This window comes from Roseomonas sp. E05 (assembly GCF_030063475.1).
Lineage (GTDB): Bacteria > Pseudomonadota > Alphaproteobacteria > Acetobacterales > Acetobacteraceae > Pseudoroseomonas.
In genome coordinates, this window is record NZ_JASIRT010000004.1 from 167,805 (window position 1) to 185,386 (window position 17,582).

Annotated in this window: 16 protein-coding genes; 5 read left to right on the forward strand and 11 right to left on the reverse strand. The window is 69.6% G+C overall.

All coding sequences use genetic code 11. The annotated features are described in order from the left end of the window. Positions 1-13 precede the first annotated feature (13 nt). Genes rfbC through rfbF form a run of 3 tightly spaced genes read right to left on the reverse strand, consistent with a single transcriptional unit; the run spans position 14 to position 2,441 of the window. Entirely contained in the window at positions 14-580 is a 567-nt protein-coding gene (gene rfbC / locus QMO56_RS06575) for a dTDP-4-dehydrorhamnose 3,5-epimerase (protein ID WP_283524321.1), read from the reverse strand. Beyond that, positions 577-1,659, reverse strand: a complete 1,083-nt coding sequence (locus QMO56_RS06580) for an NAD(P)-dependent oxidoreductase (protein WP_283524323.1) — start codon at positions 1,657-1,659, stop codon at positions 577-579. Before QMO56_RS06580 ends, rfbC begins: the two co-directional genes overlap by 4 nt. A 5-nt stretch (positions 1,660-1,664) precedes the next feature. Beyond that, positions 1,665-2,441, reverse strand: a complete 777-nt coding sequence (gene rfbF, locus QMO56_RS06585; RefSeq protein ID WP_283524325.1) for a glucose-1-phosphate cytidylyltransferase — start codon at positions 2,439-2,441, stop codon at positions 1,665-1,667. A 403-nt stretch (positions 2,442-2,844) separates the two neighbouring features. Here rfbF and QMO56_RS06590 point away from each other — a divergent pair, with 403 nt between their 5' ends. Then, entirely contained in the window at positions 2,845-3,720 is an 876-nt protein-coding gene (locus QMO56_RS06590) for a glycosyltransferase family 2 protein (RefSeq protein WP_283524326.1), read from the forward strand. A 97-nt stretch (positions 3,721-3,817) separates the two neighbouring features. Here QMO56_RS06590 and QMO56_RS06595 read toward each other — a convergent pair whose 3' ends face one another. The 4 genes from QMO56_RS06595 to QMO56_RS06610 form a co-directional block, all read right to left on the reverse strand. Beyond that, positions 3,818-5,344 carry a lipopolysaccharide biosynthesis protein gene (locus QMO56_RS06595; protein ID WP_283524327.1) on the reverse strand — a complete coding sequence of 509 codons (1,527 nt, stop codon included), beginning with the start codon at positions 5,342-5,344 and terminating at the stop codon, positions 3,818-3,820. 138 nt (positions 5,345-5,482) lie between these two features. Next, positions 5,483-6,190 (reverse strand): sugar transferase, encoded by a 708-nt coding sequence (locus tag QMO56_RS06600; protein ID WP_283524329.1) that lies wholly within the window; start codon positions 6,188-6,190, stop codon positions 5,483-5,485. Between the two features lie 573 nt (positions 6,191-6,763). Beyond that, positions 6,764-7,018, reverse strand: a complete 255-nt coding sequence (locus tag QMO56_RS06605; RefSeq protein ID WP_283524331.1) for a DUF2171 domain-containing protein — start codon at positions 7,016-7,018, stop codon at positions 6,764-6,766. Between the two features lie 85 nt (positions 7,019-7,103). Beyond that, positions 7,104-8,945 (reverse strand): glycoside hydrolase family 15 protein, encoded by a 1,842-nt coding sequence (locus QMO56_RS06610; RefSeq protein WP_283524332.1) that lies wholly within the window; start codon positions 8,943-8,945, stop codon positions 7,104-7,106. Positions 8,946-9,171: 226 nt separating this feature from the next. Here QMO56_RS06610 and QMO56_RS06615 point away from each other — a divergent pair, with 226 nt between their 5' ends. After that, entirely contained in the window at positions 9,172-9,483 is a 312-nt protein-coding gene (locus QMO56_RS06615; RefSeq protein WP_283524334.1) for a hypothetical protein, read from the forward strand. Between the two features lie 20 nt (positions 9,484-9,503). Here QMO56_RS06615 and QMO56_RS06620 read toward each other — a convergent pair whose 3' ends face one another. Then, complete coding sequence (locus QMO56_RS06620; protein WP_283524336.1) at positions 9,504-10,724, reverse strand: DNA recombination protein RmuC; 1,221 nt, start codon at positions 10,722-10,724, stop codon at positions 9,504-9,506. 98 nt (positions 10,725-10,822) lie between these two features. Here QMO56_RS06620 and QMO56_RS06625 point away from each other — a divergent pair, with 98 nt between their 5' ends. Together QMO56_RS06625 and QMO56_RS06630 are read left to right on the forward strand one after the other, a co-directional pair. Next, complete coding sequence (locus tag QMO56_RS06625; RefSeq protein ID WP_283524337.1) at positions 10,823-11,401, forward strand: helix-turn-helix domain-containing protein; 579 nt, start codon at positions 10,823-10,825, stop codon at positions 11,399-11,401. 8 nt (positions 11,402-11,409) lie between these two features. Then, on the forward strand, positions 11,410-11,925 hold the full coding sequence (locus tag QMO56_RS06630; RefSeq protein WP_283524339.1) for a GNAT family N-acetyltransferase: 516 nt from the start codon (positions 11,410-11,412) through the stop codon (positions 11,923-11,925). A gap of 135 nt (positions 11,926-12,060) precedes the next feature. Here QMO56_RS06630 and purH read toward each other — a convergent pair whose 3' ends face one another. From purH to QMO56_RS06645, 3 genes are all read right to left on the reverse strand, one after another. After that, complete coding sequence (purH, locus tag QMO56_RS06635; protein ID WP_283524341.1) at positions 12,061-13,638, reverse strand: bifunctional phosphoribosylaminoimidazolecarboxamide formyltransferase/IMP cyclohydrolase; 1,578 nt, start codon at positions 13,636-13,638, stop codon at positions 12,061-12,063. 552 nt (positions 13,639-14,190) lie between these two features. Further along, positions 14,191-17,055: a DNA polymerase I gene (gene polA, locus QMO56_RS06640; protein ID WP_283524342.1), complete on the reverse strand. Its 2,865-nt coding sequence runs from the start codon at positions 17,053-17,055 to the stop codon at positions 14,191-14,193. Beyond that, complete coding sequence (locus QMO56_RS06645) at positions 17,042-17,266, reverse strand: zinc-finger domain-containing protein (RefSeq protein WP_283524343.1); 225 nt, start codon at positions 17,264-17,266, stop codon at positions 17,042-17,044. Before QMO56_RS06645 ends, polA begins: the two co-directional genes overlap by 14 nt. A gap of 114 nt (positions 17,267-17,380) precedes the next feature. Here QMO56_RS06645 and QMO56_RS06650 point away from each other — a divergent pair, with 114 nt between their 5' ends. Then, positions 17,381-17,569, forward strand: a complete 189-nt coding sequence (locus QMO56_RS06650) for a hypothetical protein (RefSeq protein WP_283524344.1) — start codon at positions 17,381-17,383, stop codon at positions 17,567-17,569. The last annotated feature ends 13 nt before the right edge of the window (positions 17,570-17,582 follow it).

Genomic DNA, 17,582 nt, shown 5'->3' on the forward strand with positions numbered 1-17,582 from the left:
TTCTCTCGCGCCCTCAGCGCAGGCCGCGCAGGCGTTCAATGGCGTGGAACTCGGGGTCGAAGAGGGGCCAGTTCTGGTCCTTCTCCGAGATGACCTCCGGCGGAATCGGCCATTCGATGCCGAACTGCGGATCGTCATAGCGCAGGCCCCGCTCGCCGCCGGGCATGTAGGCGTCGCTCACCATGTAGAAGGCCTCGGTGTTCTCGCGCAGCGTGACGAAGCCATGCGCGAAGCCCCGCGGTACGTAGAGCATGGTGCGGTTGTCCTCGCTCAGCTCGATGCCGAACCACTTGCCGTAGGTGGCCGAATCGGGCCGCAGGTCGAGGATGACATCGTAGAGCGCGCCGCGCAGGCAGCGCACCAGCTTCACCTCCGCGGCGGGCGGCAGCTGGTAGTGCATGCCGCGCAGGGTGCCCTTCTGCACGCTGAGCGAGTTGTTGACCTGCGCGTAATGGCTGACCAGTCCCGCTTCGCGGAACTCGTTCTCGCAATAGGCCCGGGCGAAGAAGCCGCGCTCGTCCCCGCGCGGCTCCATCTCGATCACATAGGCATCCTGCAGGGGTGCCTTGGTGAACTTCATGCGGCCTCTCCCCGCTGCAGCTCGCGCTTGGCGCCCACCGGCTCCAGGTTGCCGTCCACCGCGCCGGAGGCGATCAGCTTCTCCAGCGTGACCAGCCGGATGGCGGCGGACTTGCGGTAGTCGCGGTCGGCGAAGCCCTGCTCCTGCAGGCGGTCGCGCAGCTCGGCGACGGCGCCTTCCAGGGTCTCCTGCGGCTGGTGGTCCGGCGCCAGCTTCTCGTAGAGCGAGAAGTCCACCTTGTAGGAGCGCTTGTCCGGCGGCGCGGAGGTGGCGATGGAAACCTTGGCGCCTTCCATGGCGCGCCCCACGGCCTCGGCCAGATCGCGCACCTGGTAGTTCCAGCGCTCGCTGCCGACATTGACGGTCAGGAAGGCGCCGCCATTCTCCGGCCTGCGCTGGATCGCCCATTCGATGGCGCGCGCCATGTCGCGCACATGGATCAGCGGGCGCCAGGGCGTGCCGTCGCTCAGCACGCTGACCTCGTTGTTGACCAGCGCGCCGGCGACGAAGTCGTTCAGCACGAGGTCGAGCCGCAGGCGCGGCGACATGCCGCAGGCGGTCGCGAAGCGCAGGCAGCTGATCACCATGCCGCTGTTGTCCAGCGCGCGGAGCGACGTCTCGGTGTCGATCTTGGAGCGCGCATAGGCGGTCAGCGGGTTCAGCGTGTCGCCCTCGACGCGGGCGCGGCCCTCGGAGGCGAAGCCATAGACGCTGCAGCTGGAGGCGAAGACGAAGTGCTTCACGCCGGCCTCGGCCGCCGCCTTGGCCACCTGCACGCTGGCCTGGTGGTTGATGGCGTCGGTCACCGCCTCGAAGCGCTGCCCCATCGGGTCGTTCGAGATGGCGGCCAGATGCACCACCGCATCGAAGCCGCGCAGGTCCTCGACGCCGATGTCCCGCACATCGCCGAAGCGCTGCTCATTGAGCAGGGTCTCCGGCAGCGGGTCGCGCGTGGTGAGGCAGTGGCCGAACCAGCCGCGGTCGAAGCCGACCAGATGGGCCTCGGGCATGACGCCGCGCAGATGCGCGACGAGGACCGGGCCGACATAGCCCATGTTGCCGGTGATGAGGATGCGCATGGCGTTCAGCACTCCCAAATACGCCAGGGGGCCTTGCCCGAGGCCCAGAGGCCCTCGAGATGGGCGCGGTCGCGGATCGTATCCATCGGATGCCAGAAGCCGTTGTGCTGGTACACGCTCATCTGGTCGTCGGCGACGAGCCGCTCGATCGGGGCGTCCTCCCAGACCGTGCTGTCGCCGTCGATATACTCGCCGATCTGCGGGCTCAGGACGAAGAAGCCGCCGTTGATCCAGCCGCCGTCGCCATGGATCTTCTCCTTGAAGGCCTTCACCTGGTTGCCTTCGATCCGCAGGGCGCCGAAGCGTCCGGCCGGCTGGGTCGCCGTCATCGTCGCCAGGCGGCCCTCCCGCTTGTGCAGAGCAATGGTTGCAGTGATGTCGATATTGCCAACCCCATCGCCATAGGTCAGGCAGAAGGCGTCATCGCCGCGCAGGTAGGGAAGTACCCGCTTAATTCGACCGCCGGTCATGCTGGCCTCGCCCGTGTCGACGAGAGTGACGCGCCAGGGCTCGGCACGGGCATTGTGAATTTCGACCCGGTTTTCACGGAGATCGAAAGTCACGTCCGACATATACATGAAGTAGTTTTTAAAGTATTCCTTGATGACATTCCCACGATAGCCCAGGCAAACGATGAAATCGTTAATGCCGTGGGCACTGTAGATCTTCATGATATGCCAAAGGATAGGCCTTCCGCCAATCTCAACCATGGGTTTCGGCCGCACGGTCGTTTCTTCCGAAAGTCGGGTGCCAAGTCCACCGGCCAAGATTACTGCCTTCATCCTGCGAACCCTTGCTCTGGGGCAAACCAATATTATGGGAACCTGTCTTATTCCCGCGACAGTTTCTCAGTTTGGTTTGTTATTCGCCTTTTGTACAGGATGCTCATCATCACTGATTGGTTACTTCAACCGCTTTGTGATTTTCAAAATTTCGCCAAGCTGGCATGAAGTAGCCTCATCCCCTGAGCCGCCGTCCTTCCCATGCTTTGCGCCCCCGGAAAACGGAAGTCTCTCCTGCACGCCCCGATAATCTCAAAAATTTGTATTATTTCGGCGTGCATGGATCGATTTTTTTTACACAATGCTGGAGCCGGTGAGGTAACCGCCGCCCACCACGCTTTACCAACCCACCGCCCGACCGGGGATGCTCAGCATGATGGATGAACCGCTAGTCACGATCGGCATGCCTGTTCGAAACGGTGGTGATCAGATCAGAACAGCGATCGATTCCCTGCTTTCACAGACCCACCGCAATCTGCGCCTGATCATCTCCGACAACTGCTCGACTGACGACACCGTCGAGATCTGCAATGCCTATGCGCGCGCGGATCCCCGCGTGACGGTGATCCGGCAGCCAGAGAATCTGGGCATCTGCGGCAATTTCCGCTTCGTACTGATGCAGGCCGATTCGCCCTATTTCATGTGGGCCTGCCATGACGATGTCTGGGCGCCGGACTTCATCCGCAAGAACCTGGAGAACCTCCGCGCGCATCCCACCGCCGTGGTCAGCACCTCGCGCGTGGTCATGGCCTGGCCCGGCGGGCGGCAGGAGATGTCGAACGGCACCTTCGCCCTGCGCGGCACCCAGCAGGAGCGCCTGGCGCGGTTCCTCTGGGATCCGGGCGAGGTCTCGCGCTTCTACGGCGTGTTCCGCACCGAGGCGCTGAAGCGCAGCTTCCCGGCGGACATCGATGTCTTCGGCTATGACTGGATCGTCATGGCGCTGAACCTGCTGGAGGGCGAGCATCTGGAGCTGTCGGAGGTGCTGCTCACCCGCGAGGCTCATACCGAGGATCACTATCACCGCACGCTGGTCCGCAACCAGCCGAAGGCACTCTACCGCTGGTTCCCGCATCTGCCGATGACGCAGGTGCTGCGCCGCCGCCTGCCGCCCGAGATCTGGCGTGCCTGCCGCGCCGGCATCCTGCGCCGCAATGCGATTCAGGCGCTGATGTATGCCAAGTACCGCATGCCCATGGTGGCGCCGGCGGTCCGGCTGCTGGCGCAGCTGGAGCGCGCGCGGGCCCGCCTGCGCAGCAGCAGCGCCCGCTCTTTGTGAGGCTGGCGGCGCCCGCGCCGTGCGGCCCTGACGCGATGCGGAGGCCGGTGGAGCAATCCACCGGCCTTCGTCGCTTTTGCGGCGGCTGCGGAAGGCTTCAGGATGCCGCGGTGGAGGCGCCGTTCTGGCCGGACCGCAGGTGGAGGCGCCGCGGGATTTGCAGCAGATGCGGGCGCAGGCGGTTGCTGACCAGCACGGCCGCGCCCAGCGCCAGCCCCGAGGCTGCCACGGCCATGCCCAGCCGCACGGGCAGCGGCAGGGCCGTGTCCGTCATCAGCCGCAGACCGGCATAGGCGGCGGCGATCACGGCGGCCTGCGGCAGCACGCTGCTCCGCAGCCATCGCAGCGCCTCGCCGCGCAGCCGCCCGCGGAAGGCCGTGGCGGTGAACAGCACGAAGGCCAGCAGGTTGGCGCCCGTCAGGCAGAGCGCCGGCAGGATCACGCCGAAGCGGGGCGTCAGCAGGAGAATCGCGGGCAGGTACAGCGCGCCGGTCACCAGGTTGATCCTGAGCGCGGTGGCCGGATCGCCCTCCGCCATCTGCAGCGCGTGCGCGGGGCGGCAGAGGCCGCTCAGCGCATAGGCGAGGGCCAGGGCGGCGAGAACGGGGGCGAAGTCGGCGCTCGCTGCGGAATCGCCGCTCACCAGTTCCAGGAAGGCTGCGCCGAAGAAGACCAGCGCGCCGGCCGCGGTCAGCATCAGCGCGAAGGTCGCCTGCGAGGCGGTGAAGAAGAGGCGCCGCAACTCGGCCGCCCGCTCGGCCCGCACATAGGCGGCCATGCGCGGGAAGGCGGCGGTGATCAGCGGCGCGGTCAGGCGCACCATCGCGGAGCACATGGTGGAGACGAGCGAGTATTTCCCGAACGTCGCCAGCGGCAGCATGGCGCTGATCACCAGCGAATCGGCGATCTGCACCAGCGTTCCCGTGGCGGCGGCGGCCATGTTGACGCCGGCGAAACGCAGCGTCTGCCAGATCAGCCCGCCTTCCAGCCCTTGCGGGCGGAAGGCGCCGGGCGTCACGCGCCCCACCGCGCAGGCGAAGGTGACGGTCTCGCACAGGCTGGCCAGGATCTGGCCCCAGAAGAAGGCTTCCGCCGTCGGCGCCACGAAGGCCAGCGCGCCCAGCCCGAGCGCGAGCCGCAGCAGCCCTGTCGCGGAGAGCAGCAGGTTGCTCAGCACCTGCCGCTCCAGCCCCTCCAGGGTGGCCTGGAAGATGCCGCGCAGGCGCTGGATGCCGATTGCGAAGCCCATCAGCACCAGGCACTCGCGCACCTCCGCCGTGCTGATGTGCTGCGGCTTCAGCCAGTGGGTGGCGAGCAGCGGCGCGAGCGCCCAGACGGCCAGGATCAGCAGGGTGGCGAGGCCGAGATAGATCAGGGCGAAGTTGAAGACGAGCGTGCCGGTGGTGGCGGGCGCTTCCACCTGGTTGCGGGCCACGGCGCGCGTGACGGTCTGCCCCAGGCCGTTGTCGAAGATCGCTGCGGCGATCAGCAGAACGGTGAAAAAGCCGATCAGCCCATACTGCTCGGCGCCTGCCAGACGGTAGCCACCGAAGGCGAGTCCGGCCTGCACGCCGATGGAGACCGCCATCCCGATCAGGTTGGCGAGGACGTTGCGCGCGATCATCGTTTCCGCGATTCCTTCGAGGGCGCCAGCATGGTTTCCGTCATGCCGGGTGGCAGGGCAGGGCGGGGAGGGGCCTGGAAAATGCAAAACCCCGCCATGGGCGGGGTCTGCAGGACGGACATTCCGGGTGGCTGGACCTTAGTACGCGCCGCGCCCGGCGAGCACGGCGGGAATGGTGCGCCACAGGATGTTCAGGTCGGACCAGAAGGAGAATTCGTGCACATAGCGGCAATCGAGGGCCACGCGCTCCGCGTAGCTGGTGTCGCTGCGGCCGCTGATCTGCCACAGGCCGGTGATGCCGGGCCGCACCGAGAGATAGCTGGCCGCCGCGGCGCCATAATGTTCGGTCAGTTCCTCCTGCACCACCGGTCGCGGGCCGACCAGGCTCATCTCGCCGCGCAGCACGTTGATCAGCTGCGGCAATTCGTCGAGGCTGGTGGCGCGCAGAAAGCGTCCGATGGAGGTGACGCGCGGATCACGCGGCAGTTTGCGCGTGGTGGCCCAGAGATGTGCCGCCTCCGGATCGTCCTGCAGGAGCTTGGCGAGCACTTCACCCGCATTGGGCACCATGCTGCGGAACTTCAGGCAGCGGAACGAACGGCCGTTGCGGCCGATCCGCTGGTGACCAAAGACGGGCGAGCCGCCATCCAGCATGATGACAAGGGAAAGCAGAATAAAAAGAGGCGCCAGGACAAGAAGCGCCGCTCCGGAAGCTGCCACATCAAGAACACGTTTGCCGACGTGATGCCAAGCCGGGCGTGCCGGAGCAATGGATCCATACAGGCCTTGTTCCAGATTCGTCGCGTTGTCGATCTGGATGTTGTTCAACCAGTTTGTATGGGTCATAGAGGGACTCCGGTCACAGGCGGCTTGGAATATCCGTGCGATGGCGTCTCAAAATACACACGAAAAAAACGATTGGTAGAACGAATTTGCTATTAGTTAACCGAATCTTATAAACTATCTGTGCGCCCGCGCCGGGCTGGCGTTAGAGGGCGCGGGGTTTATCAACCGCCAGTTTATACTTGCGGTTGGTTACCACGCGCAGCGTTCAATTTCTGATTGCTGTCTTTTCCTGCTGCCAGGAAGTCGTCTTTTGCAGCCGGCCTTTGGGGGCGCCTGCTATAACCACCCTGCTCAGATGAGGTTTCCCTGCAATCGGCGGCTTTTGCGCTGCAGTGCACATTCTTCGGCCTTTGCCTGCGGCGAGGCAAGCCAGAGAGCAGGACGATCACGGCTTACTGACAGGGGGGGGCCGGCATCCCGCTTCCGCAGGACACCGATTGCCCGGCAATCCTGTGCTGCAAATGGAATTTCCGGTTTTGTCGCCCGGTGCGACAGGCATGTGAGCGGCGCCGAAAGCGGCCTGCCCCTCACGAAAGCGCCAGAGACGCGGTACGCAGCCCCGCGAGCGCGCCGCTACGCCTCGGTGTGCCGGCGCTGCGCGCCACTCCGCAGCAGGCGCAGCACTTCCTCACGGCTCAGCTGGGTCGTGACCTTTTCCTCGTCCACCGCGGAAATTTCCGAGAGCGGCAGGAAATGGTGCTGCCCGTCCCGGCTGTCCGCGGCGGTCAGCTTGATGCGGCCGGCATCCAGCTTGTCCACCGTGCCGATATGCTCCCCGTTGCAATCCAGCACGGGCATGTGCTCACGGATCCGCGTGGTGTCGACCATGGCTTGCATCCTTCTCGCTCGGTGGGCACGCCGTCCCACCGCCGGTTAACGGCGGCGGCGGCCCGGGGATGCCGCCCCGCCCGGCTCACTGCGCCGAGCGGCCGGCCTCGGGGTCCGGGCCGGCCGGCGTCCCGGTCCGCAGCCGGCGCGATTCTGATTGCGTGGCGGCCAGGGTGTAGCCGGCATTCACCAGCGCGACATGCGAGAAGGCCTGCGGGAAGTTGCCCAGCATCCGCCCTGCCTGCGGGTCGTATTCCTCCGAGAGCAGGCCGACATCGTTGCGCAGCGCCAGCAGCCGCTCGAACAGCGCCGCCGCCTCCGCGCGGCGCCCGGTCAGCGCATAGGCATCGACAAGCCAGAAGCTGCAGGCGAGGAAGGCGCCTTCGCGGCCGGACAGGCCATCCGAGACATGCTCGGTGCGGTAGCGCCGCACCAGCCCGTCGACCAGCAGGTCCTGCTCGACGGCGGCGATGGTGCCGCGGATGCGGGGATCCTCCGGCGGCAGGAAGCCGACCGTCGGCAGCAGCAGCAGGCTCGCATCCACCTCGCGCGAGCCGTAGCTGCGCACGAAGCTGCCACGGTCGGCGTCGTAGCCCTTCTCGCAGATCTCGGCATGGATGGCCTTACGCAGCGCGCGCCAGCGGTCGAGCGGGCCTTCCAGCCCGAAGGCCTCGATGCCGCGTACGGCGCGGTCCAGGGCGGCCCAGGCCATCACCTTGGAATGGGTGAAGCAGCGGCGGCGGTCGCGCGGCTCCCAGAGGCCTTCGTCCGGCTCCTGCCACACCGTCTCCAGGTGATCCATCAGCGCGCGCTGCAGGTCCCAGGCCGCGGGCGTGATCGTCAGCCCGCGCCGGTGCGCCTGGTGCAGCGCGTCCATCAACTCGCCGTAGATGTCGAGCTGCAGCTGCCGGTGCGCGCCGTTCCCGATGCGGACAGGCTTCGAGCCCTCGAAGCCCGGCAGCCAGTCCACCTCCCATTCGGACAGCCGCCGCTCGCCGGCGAGCCCGTACATGATCTGCACCTGGGAGGGGCTGCCCATGGTGGTGCGCAGCAGCCAGTCGCGCCAGGCGCGGGCGTCCTCCACATGGCCGGTGCGCAGCAGCGCCAGCAGCGTGAAGGTGGCGTCGCGCAGCCAGCAATAGCGATAGTCCCAGTTGCGCTCGCTGCCCGGCCATTCCGGCAGCGAGGTGGTGGGGGCGGCGACGATGCCGCCGGTCGGGCGATAGGTCAGCGCCTTCAGGGTGACGGCGGAGCGCCGGACGGCCTCCGTCCAGGGGCCGGCCTCCTCGACCTGCCCCGCCCAGCTCCGCCAGGCCTCCTCCGTCTCGGCGGCCGCCGCATCCGCATCGAGAGGCGGAGGCACGGGCAGATGGGAGGGACCATAGGCGAGGGTGAAGGTGAGCGACTGCCCCTCCTCGACCTCGAAGGCGGCGATGGTCCGCAGATCCTTCCCCTCGACCGGCACGGGCGAGCGCAGCACCGCCATGTCCGGGCCGGCGATGGCGCAGATGCCCTCCGCGCCGTCCGGAAGCTGCGTCACCCAGGGCACGTCGCGCCCGTAGTCGAAGCGCAGCGTCAGCTCCATCTGCATGGCGACGCGGCCTCTTTGCCCGGTCACCCTGCGGACCAGGTGGGGGGCGCCCTGGCGGACCGGCATCCAGTCCGCCAGCGTCACCGCGCCCTCCGGCGTCTCGAAACGGGTCTCGAGGATCAGGGTGCCGTCGCGGTAGGCGCGGTGCACCCGGGGCTCGGGGGCGGTGGGCGCGATGCGCCAGCGGCCGTGGTCCGGCGTGCCCAGCAGGGCGGCGAAGCAGGCGCCGCTGTCGAAGCGGGGCCAGCAGAGCCAGTCCACCGAGCCATCCCGGCCGACCAGGGCGGCCGTCTCGGTGTCGCCGATCAGGGCGTAGTCCTCGATGCGGAGCGCCATGCTCAGTGCCTCCCTCTGCGAAGGCCCGCCGCGCCGGCGGGTGAGGGGCCTTCGCGCCGAGGCGGGTCTTCCGGCTGCCGCCGCATGGAAACCTCCTTCTCGCGTTTGCAGAACATGGGCCGGGCGGTTCCGTTGCCAGCTTCCGGCCGCCGGAGCCGCACCGGCGGCTGCAACCGGATGCCCTGCTGCCGCGTCTCCCTGCCGAATGGCCCGGAGGGAACCTGCCATGCTACGTCTCGCTGCCGCGACGGCCGCTTTCGGGGCCGGCCTGTTGATCCTGGGCGAGGCCGGCGCTGCCGAGCCCCTGAGCATCGCTGCCTGCCCCACGCGCGAGAAGATGGAGCAGGCCATCCAGAGCAACGGCAACCTCTCGCCGGAGGGCTGCCGGGCGGTCACGGTCACGGAGGTCGATTCGCCGGCGGGCCCGCTCTGCGTGCTGGAATTCGCGCAGCAAAACGGCGGGATTGTCGGCGCGATCACCGATGCCGTGGCCACCACCCAGTGGTGGGTGGCCTGCAAGGACCTGCACCGCCCCTGACGGCGGGGTCCGGAGGGAGCCTATCCCCCCGCCGGGGTTCCAGGGGCGGCGCCCCTGGCCCCGGCCGACCACAGCGCGGGCGCCTGCCCCTTGCCCTCCCCGGCGGGCAGCGCGGCGGCCTCGTCCTCGATCTCCACCGCCTCGATCCGCGCCCCGGCGCGCAGGATCTTGTCCGTGCTGATGTCGATCTGGCGGATATCGTCCTGCGCCTGGGTGAAGTGCGCCTTCAGCTTGCCGACGCGGTCGTTCAGCCGGCCGATATCGCCCATCAGCTTGCCGACCTCCTCTTGGATGCGCCCGGCCTGCGCCCGCATCCGGATGTCCTGCATCAGCGCCCGCATGGCCGAGAGCATGGCCCAGAGCGTGGTCGGCGAGGCGACATAGACGCGCTTGCGCTGCGCCTCGTCCACCACCGCGGCGAAGCCGGTGTGCAGCTCGGCGAACACGGCCTCCGAGGGCACGAAGAGGATGGCCCCCTCCGCCGTCTCGCCGGGAATGAGGTACTTCCGCGCGATGTCGTCGATATGCCTGCGCATGTCGGCGCTGAACTGCCGGGCGGCGACGGTGCGGGCGGGCGCGTCCTCGGCGTCGCGCAGCGCCTGCCAGGCCTCCAGCGGGAACTTGCTGTCCACCACCACCGGGCCGGGCGGGTAGGGCAGGCGGATCAGGCAGTCGCAGCGCACGCCGGTGGAGAGGGTGTGCTGCCAGGCGAAGCCGTCCGGCGGCAGCCGGTCCTCGATGAGCTGGCGCAGCTGCATCTCCCCGAAGGCCCCGCGCGACTGCTTGTTGCCGAGGATGCCGGCCAGGGTGCTGACCTGGCTGCCCAGCGCCTCCATGTTCTGCCGCGCGGCGTCGATCACCGCCAGCCGCTCATGGATCTGCCCCGCCGTCTCCTGCGCCCGCTGCGCCGAGTCGGAGAGGCTGCGGGCCAGCCGCTCGTTCTGCGTCGCGAGCGCCGTGTCGAGCCGCTGGTTCTGCGCGAGGATGCTGCGGTTCAGCGCCTCGGTGGCGGCGGCGAGGCGCTCGGCCAGCAGCCGGTCCTGCTGCGCCAGCCGGTCGGCGGTCATGCCGGCCAGCCGCTCCTGGCTGCCGGCCAGCGCCTCCAGCTTGCCGGCCAGCATGGCGAAGCCCTCCATCGCCAGCCCCTCCTCCTGCGCGGGGCGCCGCCGCAGCATGAGCGCGAGCAGCCCTAGCGTGATCAGCACGGCGACGCAGGCGATGGGCAGGATCCAGTCGGACATGGCGCACTCCGGGGCAGTCCCGCCCATTCTACAGGCCGCGCGGGAGCGGAGCGAACAAGGGCTTGACGGCGCATCTCCAGAGAGAGAAATTCTCTCACGTGAGAGAGAACCCCGCGCCCGATCCATTGGAAGCCCGCCTCGCCAACCGGATGGCCGGGCTGCGCGCGGAGCAGGGGCTTTCCCTGGAGGCGCTGGCGGAGCGCACCGGCATCAGCCGCGCCACCCTGTCCCGCCTGGAACGCGGCGAGACCAGCCCGACCGCCGCCATGCTCGGCCGGCTCTGCGCCGCCTATGGCCGCACCCTCTCCTGGCTGATGCGCGAGATCGAGGAAAGCGCCTCGCCCTTCGTCCCTGCCGCCGCCCAGCCCTGCTGGACCGACCCCGAGACCGGCTTCCGCCGCCGCACCGTCTCGCCGCCCGGCCCCGGGCTGCGCGGCGAGATGCTGGAGGGCCGGCTGCCGCCCGGCGCCGCCATCGCCTACGAGGATTCGCCGCAGCCCGGGCTGGAGCACCATCTCTGGCTGCTGGAGGGCGCGCTGGAGCTGACCGTCGAGGGCGTGACGCACCGCCTCGCGCCCGGGGACTGCCTGCGCTACCGCCTGCATGGCGCGACGCGCTTCCACTGCCCGTCCGGGGGCGAGGCCGCGCGCTACGTCCTCGCCATTTGCCAGCCCTAGGGATGCCGATGATCGAGGAACTCACCGCGGAAACCCTGCCGGCGGCGGTGCCGGAGCTCGCGGCCCTGCTGCGCGCCTGCGTGGGGGATGGCGCCAGCATCGGCTTCCTGCTGCCGATGCGCGCGGGCGAGGCGGAGGCCTTCTGGCGCGGCCAGGAGGCGGCGCTGCGCGAGGGCTCCCGCCGCGTGCTGGTGGCGCGCCAGGGCGGGCGCATCCTCGGCACCGGGGCGCTGGCCCTGGCGGGGATGCCGAACGGCCGGCACCGGGCGGAGGTCTCGAAGGTGATGGTCCACCCGGAAGCCCGCCGCCAGGGCATCGGCCGGGCCATCATGCTGGCCCTGGAGGGCCTCGCCCGTGACCTGCGCCGCCCCCTGCTGGTGCTGGACACCCGCAGCGGCGACGCCGGGGAGGCGCTGTACCGCTCGCTCGGCTGGCGGCCCGCCGGGCAGGTGCCGGGCTACGCGCTGGACAACGATGGCTCAGGCGTCAGCACGACCTTCATGTACCGAAGGCTGGGGGAATGAATTCCCCCAGGCCCCCTTCTTTTTTCTGTCCGTCTTCGGCTCCGCCCGGGGCGAGGGCGCGCGCCCCCACGCGGCCGAACCGGCAGAAAAAAGAAGAGGGGGTCCGGGGGAGAATTCATTCTCCCCCGGCGGCCATCAGTGCCGGAAGTGCCGCATCCCCGTGAACACCATGGCGAGTCCCGCCTCGTCGGCGGCGGCGATCACGTCCTTGTCGCGGATCGAGCCGCCCGGCTGGATCACCGCGGTGGCGCCGGCGGCGGCGGCGGCCTGCAGCCCGTCCGCGAAGGGGAAGAAGGCGTCCGAGGCGACCACGGAGCCATGCGCCAGCGGCGCCTCCAGCCCGGCGGCCTTGGCGGCCTCGGCGCTCTTCCAGGCGGCGATGCGGGCGGAATCCACCCGGCTCATCTGCCCGGCGCCGATGCCCACGGTGGCGCCGCCCCTGGCATAGACGATGGCGTTGGACTTGACGTGCTTCGCCACGCGGAAGGCGAAGAGCAGGTCGGCCATCTCCTGCTCGGTCGGTGCGCGCCTGGTCACCACCTTCAGCGCCGCCTCGGTGATGCGCCCGGCATCGCGCGACTGCGCCAGGAAGCCGCCGGAGACCGAGCGGATGATCCGTCCCGGCGCCGCCGGGTCGGGCAGGCCGCCGGTCAGCAGCAGGCGCAGGTTCCTCTTCTTCGCGAAGATCGCCTTGGCCTCGTCGTCGGCGTCCGGCGCCACCACCACCTCGGTGAAGATGGCGGAGATCCGCTCGGCGGCGGCGGCATCGAGCCTGCGGTTGGCGGCGACGATGCCGCCGAAGGCCGAGACCGGGTCGCAGCGCAGCGCCAGGTCCCAGGCGGTGGCGAGCGAGCCCCCCTCCGACACGCCGCACGGATTGGCGTGCTTGACGATGACGATCGCCGGGTTCTCGAACTCGGCGACGCATTCGAAGGCCGCGTCGGTGTCGTTCAGGTTGTTGTAGGAGAGCTCCTTGCCCTGCACCTGCGTCGCGGTGGCGATGCCGGGGCGGCCGCTGCCATCGGTGTAGAAGGCGGCCTGCTGGTGCGGGTTCTCGCCGTAGCGCAGCGTCTGCTTCAGCGCGCCGGCGACGGCGAGGCGCGGCGGGAAGTCCTGCTCCAGCTTCGCGGCGAACCAGGTGGAGATCGCCGTGTCATAGGCGGCCGTGCGGGCGAAGGCGGCGGCGGCGAGCCGCTTGCGGGTGGCGAGCGTGGTGCCGCCCTGCGCCTCGATCTCGGCCTGCACCCCGGCCATCTGCGCGGGATCGGTGATGACCGCCACGTCCTCGTGGTTCTTGGCCGCCGCGCGGGTCAGGGCCGGCCCGCCGATGTCGATCTCCTCCACCGTCTCCTCGTAGGAGGCGCCCTTCGCCACCGTCGCCTCGAAGGGGTAGAGGTTCGAGACCAGCAGGTCGATCGGCGCGATCCGGTGCTGCTGCATCTGCGCGACATGGTTGGGGTCGGCGCGGCGGCCGAGCAGGCCGCCATGGATCTGCGGCACCAGCGTCTTCACCCGCCCGTCCAGGATCTCGGGAAAGCCGGTATGGTCGGAGACGTCCACCACCGCCACGCCGCTCTCGCGCAGCAGCCGCGCGGTGCCGCCGGTGGAGAGGATCTCCACCCCCTTGCCCGCCAGGAAGCGGGCGAAGTCCAGCAATCCGGTCTTGTCATGCACCGAGATCAGGGCGCGGCGGATGGTCATGATGTCGGCCATGGCGGGCGAGCCTTCCAAGCAGTCTCTGGCGCGCGGGATAGACCCTTGCGGCGCCCGGCTCAACCGGAAGCGGCGCAGGTCAGGGATACGCGTCGCCTCCGGAGGGGAATGGCCCGCCGCCGCTTCTCTACCAGCGGTACCGCAGGCTGCCGATGACGGTGCGGCCGGCCCCCAGTAGCAGTAGCCCTGGGCGCAGGTGGCGTATTCCTTGCCGGTCAGGTTGGTGGCGTTCACCGCCAGCCGCACCCCCTTCAGCGCCGGCGCCAGGGCCTCCAGGTCGTAGCGGAGGGCGGCGTCGAGCAGCGTGGCGCTGCCCTTCGAAGGATGCTTCTGGGTCAGCCTGAAACCGGGCTGAACAGGGGGCGACCGCCGGAAACCCGTCAGGGGCAGGAGCGGGGGAGAATTCTTTCTTTTTGTCAGTCCTGCCGCGCTGGCCGCAGGCGCGACCCGGAACTGACAGAAGAAGGAGGGGGTTTGGGGGAGTTCACTCCCCCAAGCTTTGCCTCCCCCTTCGCTTCTGCGGACCCGCCCCTCGCGGAGCGCCCCCCCTTCTCAGTGCGCCTCGCCCCAGTTCGCCCCGTGCCCGATCTCGGCCTTCAGCGGCACGCGCAGCTCCGCCACGCCCTCCATCACGGCGCGGACGCATTCGGCGGTGGCCTCGACCTCGCCCTCGGGCACCTCGAACAGCAGTTCGTCATGCACCTGCAGCAGCATCCGCGCCTTGAGCCCGGCCGCCTTCAGCGCGCGCGGCATCCGCACCATGGCGCGCTTGATGATCTCGGCGGCACCCCCCTGGAAGGGCGCGTTGATCGCCGCGCGCTCGGCATTGCCGCGCCGCGCCTGCTCCTTGGCCTGGATGCCGTCGATCCACAGCTTCCGCCCGAAGGGCGTCAGCACATAGCCCTTCTCCCGCGCCTCGGACTTCAGCCGCTCCATCTCCTCCAGGATGCCGGGATACTGGGAGAAATAGGCGTCGATGATGCTGCGCGCCTCGGCCGGCGGAATGCCGAGCCGCGAGGCCAGCCCGAAGGCCGACATGCCGTAGATGATGCCGAAATTGATCGTCTTGGCCCGCCGCCGGGCCTCCCGGTCCACCTTGTCCGGCGCCAGGCCGAAGATGTCGGCGGCGGTGCGGCTGTGGATGTCCTCGCCCTTGGCGAAGGCATCGCGCAGCGAGGGCACATCGGCCAGATGCGCCAGCAGCCGCAGCTCGATCTGCGAGTAGTCGGCGGCCAGCAGCACATGCCCGGGCTCGGCGACGAAGGCCCGCCGGATGCGCGCCCCCTCCTCCGTGCGGATCGGGATGTTCTGCAGGTTCGGCTCGGTCGAGGAGAGCCGCCCCGTCGAGGTGACGGCCATCGAGAAGTCGGTGTGCACGCGGCGGTCGCGCGGGTCGATCTGCGCCGCCAGCCCCTCGACATAGGTGGACTTCAGCTTGGCGAGCTGGCGCCAGTCCAGCACCCGGCGCGGCAGTTCGTGCCCCCGCGTGGCCAGCTCCTCCAGCACGGCGGCGTCGGTGCCCCAGGCCCCGGCCTTGCCGCGCTTGCCGCCCGGCAACCCCATCTCGTCGAACAGGATTTCCCCGAGCTGCTTCGGCGAGCCGATGTTGAAGACCCGCCCGGCCAGCTCGTGGATCTGCTTCTCCAGCTCCACCATGCGCTGGGAGAAGTCCTCGCCGATGCGCGCCAGCTCGGCGCCGTCCACCTTGATGCCGGCCAGCTCCATGTCGCGCAGCACCGGCACCATGCGCCGCTCCACCTGCTCGTAGAGCGCCAGCGCGTGCTCCGGCCGCAGCCGCGGCTTCAGGATCTGCCACAACCGCAGCGTGACGTCGGCATCCTCGGCGGCATAGGCGGTGGCCTTTTCCAGCGCCACCTGCCCGAAGGGAATGCGGGCGCGGCCGGTGCCCGTCACCTCGTCATAGGTGATGGGCTGGTGGCCGAGATGGCGCAGCGAAAGCTCGTCCATCCCGTGCCCGTGCCGCCCGGCATCCATGCTGTAGGAGATCAGCATGGTGTCATCCACCGGCGCGACGGCGATGCCGCCATTCTCCGCCCGGCAGAGCACCTCCAGGTCATACTTCGCGTTGTGCAGCACCTTCAGGACCGCGGGGTCCTCCAGCAGCGGCCTCAGCGCGGCGACGGCCTCCTCCTGCGCCATCTGCACCGGCGCGGCGGGCGCCTCCTGCAGCATGTCGCCGTTGCCCGGCGGCGCGCCATGCCCGAGCGGGATGTAGCAGGCCCTGCCCGGCGCCACCGCGATCGAGATGCCCACCAGCTTCGCGTGCAGCGCGTCCAGACTGTCCGTCTCGGTGTCCAGCCCCATCACCCCCGCCTCGCGCGCGGCGGCGATCCAGGGGCCAAGGGCGGCCGCCTCGGTGATCGTCTCGTAGCCGCCGAAGGGCGCCGCATCGGCCGCGGGCGCGGCCTCCGGCTCCGGCGTGGCCGGCGCAGGCACGTTGTAGCGCGGCCGGCTGACCGGCGCCGTTTCCGGCTGCGCGTCGCCATCCAGCCCCATCCGGTGCAGCAACGAACGAAAGCCCTGCTCGCGCAGGAATCCGGCGAGCCGCCCCGGCTCCGGCGGCTTCGCCTGCAGCGCGTCCACCGGCTGCGGCAGCGGCGCGGCGGCGTCCAGCGTCACCAGCCGCTTGCTGATGCGGGCCAGCTCGGCATTGGCGATCAGCGCCTCGCGCCGCTTCGGCTGCTTGATCTGCGGCGCGGCGGCCAGCAGCCCCTCCAGGTCGCCATATTCGGTGATCAGCGCGGCGGCGGTCTTGATGCCGATGCCCGGCACGCCCGGCACATTGTCCGTGCTGTCGCCGGCCAGCGCCTGCACGTCCACCACCTTCTCGGGCGGCACGCCGAACTTCTCCAGCACCTCCGGCTCGCGGATCGGCTTCTGCTTGATCGGGTCCAGCAGCTGCACGCCGGGGCGGACGAGCTGCATCAGGTCCTTGTCGGAGGAGACGATGGTGACCTGCCCGCCCTTCGCGGCGAACTCCCGGGCATAGGCGGCGATCAGGTCGTCCGCCTCGAAGCCCTCCAGCTCGATGCAGGCGACGTTGAAGGCGGCGGTCGCCTCGCGGATCAGCCCGAACTGCGGCACCAGCTCCGGCGGCGCCTCCGGCCGGTGCGCCTTGTACTGGTCGTAGATCGCGTTGCGGAAGGTGACGCGGGAGGCGTCGAACACCACCGCGAGATGCGTGCTCGCATGCTTGGTCAGGAACTGGGCGAGCATGTTGGTGAAGCCGAAGACGGCGTTCACCGGCGTCCCGTCCGGCCGGTTCATCGGCGGCAGGGCGTGGAAGGCGCGGAAGATGTAGCCCGAGCCGTCCACCAGGATCAGGTGCGGCTCGGCTTCCCTGGGGGGCTCGGCCAGGATTTCGGGGGTGACGCTGGCCGCCTCAGTGGTGGCCATCGTCGCCCGCGCCCTCGGCCAGGACGTAGGTGCGCGAGCAGTAGGGGCAGGTCACCTGGCGGTCCTCGATGCGCAGGAACACCTTCGGATGGCCCAGTGCCCCGCCGCCGCCGTCGCAGGCCACCACGCGGCTCTGGACCTCGATCAGCTCCTCCGGCGTCACGCCGGCGAGCGCCTTCGGGGTGTATTGCGTCAGGTTCGGGTCGCGCATGGCTGGTTTCCCGTGATGGGGCAGGACTGCCCGGAACATAAGGGCAGCGGGAGCGGGCCGCCAGTCGGCGCCGGGGCATGGCCGCGCCCGGCTCCGGTCACGCCGTGCAAGGGCGTGCGGCGATCCGCCGCGCGGGCAATCGCCCCCACCGGTACCATCCTGGCCGGCACCATGATCCCCGAGGCCTTCGAGGCGGCGCATGACGAGGCCGGGCTGATCACCGTGGCCGGCTTCCTGCTGGCCTTCGCGCTGGCGCAATCCCGGCGGCGACTGAACCCGTCCGCTCAGGCGGGGCGCCGATGAGACAGGCGCCCCC

Excerpts from the sequence above, each read along its gene's own strand:
- rfbC (WP_283524321.1), bottom strand. The coding sequence starts at position 580 with ATGAAGTTCACCAAGGCACCCCTGCAGGATGCCTATGTGATCGAGATG.
- QMO56_RS06580 (WP_283524323.1), bottom strand. The coding sequence starts at position 1,659 with ATGCGCATCCTCATCACCGGCAACATGGGCTATGTCGGCCCGGTCCTC.
- rfbF (WP_283524325.1), bottom strand. The coding sequence starts at position 2,441 with ATGAAGGCAGTAATCTTGGCCGGTGGACTTGGCACCCGACTTTCGGAA.
- QMO56_RS06590 (WP_283524326.1), top strand. The coding sequence starts at position 2,845 with ATGCCTGTTCGAAACGGTGGTGATCAGATCAGAACAGCGATCGATTCC.
- QMO56_RS06595 (WP_283524327.1), bottom strand. The coding sequence starts at position 5,344 with ATGATCGCGCGCAACGTCCTCGCCAACCTGATCGGGATGGCGGTCTCC.
- QMO56_RS06600 (WP_283524329.1), bottom strand. The coding sequence starts at position 6,190 with ATGACCCATACAAACTGGTTGAACAACATCCAGATCGACAACGCGACG.
- QMO56_RS06605 (WP_283524331.1), bottom strand. The coding sequence starts at position 7,018 with ATGGTCGACACCACGCGGATCCGTGAGCACATGCCCGTGCTGGATTGC.
- QMO56_RS06610 (WP_283524332.1), bottom strand. The coding sequence starts at position 8,945 with ATGGCGCTCCGCATCGAGGACTACGCCCTGATCGGCGACACCGAGACG.
- QMO56_RS06615 (WP_283524334.1), top strand. The coding sequence starts at position 9,172 with ATGCTACGTCTCGCTGCCGCGACGGCCGCTTTCGGGGCCGGCCTGTTG.
- QMO56_RS06620 (WP_283524336.1), bottom strand. The coding sequence starts at position 10,724 with ATGTCCGACTGGATCCTGCCCATCGCCTGCGTCGCCGTGCTGATCACG.
- QMO56_RS06630 (WP_283524339.1), top strand. The coding sequence starts at position 11,410 with ATGATCGAGGAACTCACCGCGGAAACCCTGCCGGCGGCGGTGCCGGAG.
- purH (WP_283524341.1), bottom strand. The coding sequence starts at position 13,638 with ATGGCCGACATCATGACCATCCGCCGCGCCCTGATCTCGGTGCATGAC.
- polA (WP_283524342.1), bottom strand. The coding sequence starts at position 17,055 with ATGGCCACCACTGAGGCGGCCAGCGTCACCCCCGAAATCCTGGCCGAG.
- QMO56_RS06645 (WP_283524343.1), bottom strand. The coding sequence starts at position 17,266 with ATGCGCGACCCGAACCTGACGCAATACACCCCGAAGGCGCTCGCCGGC.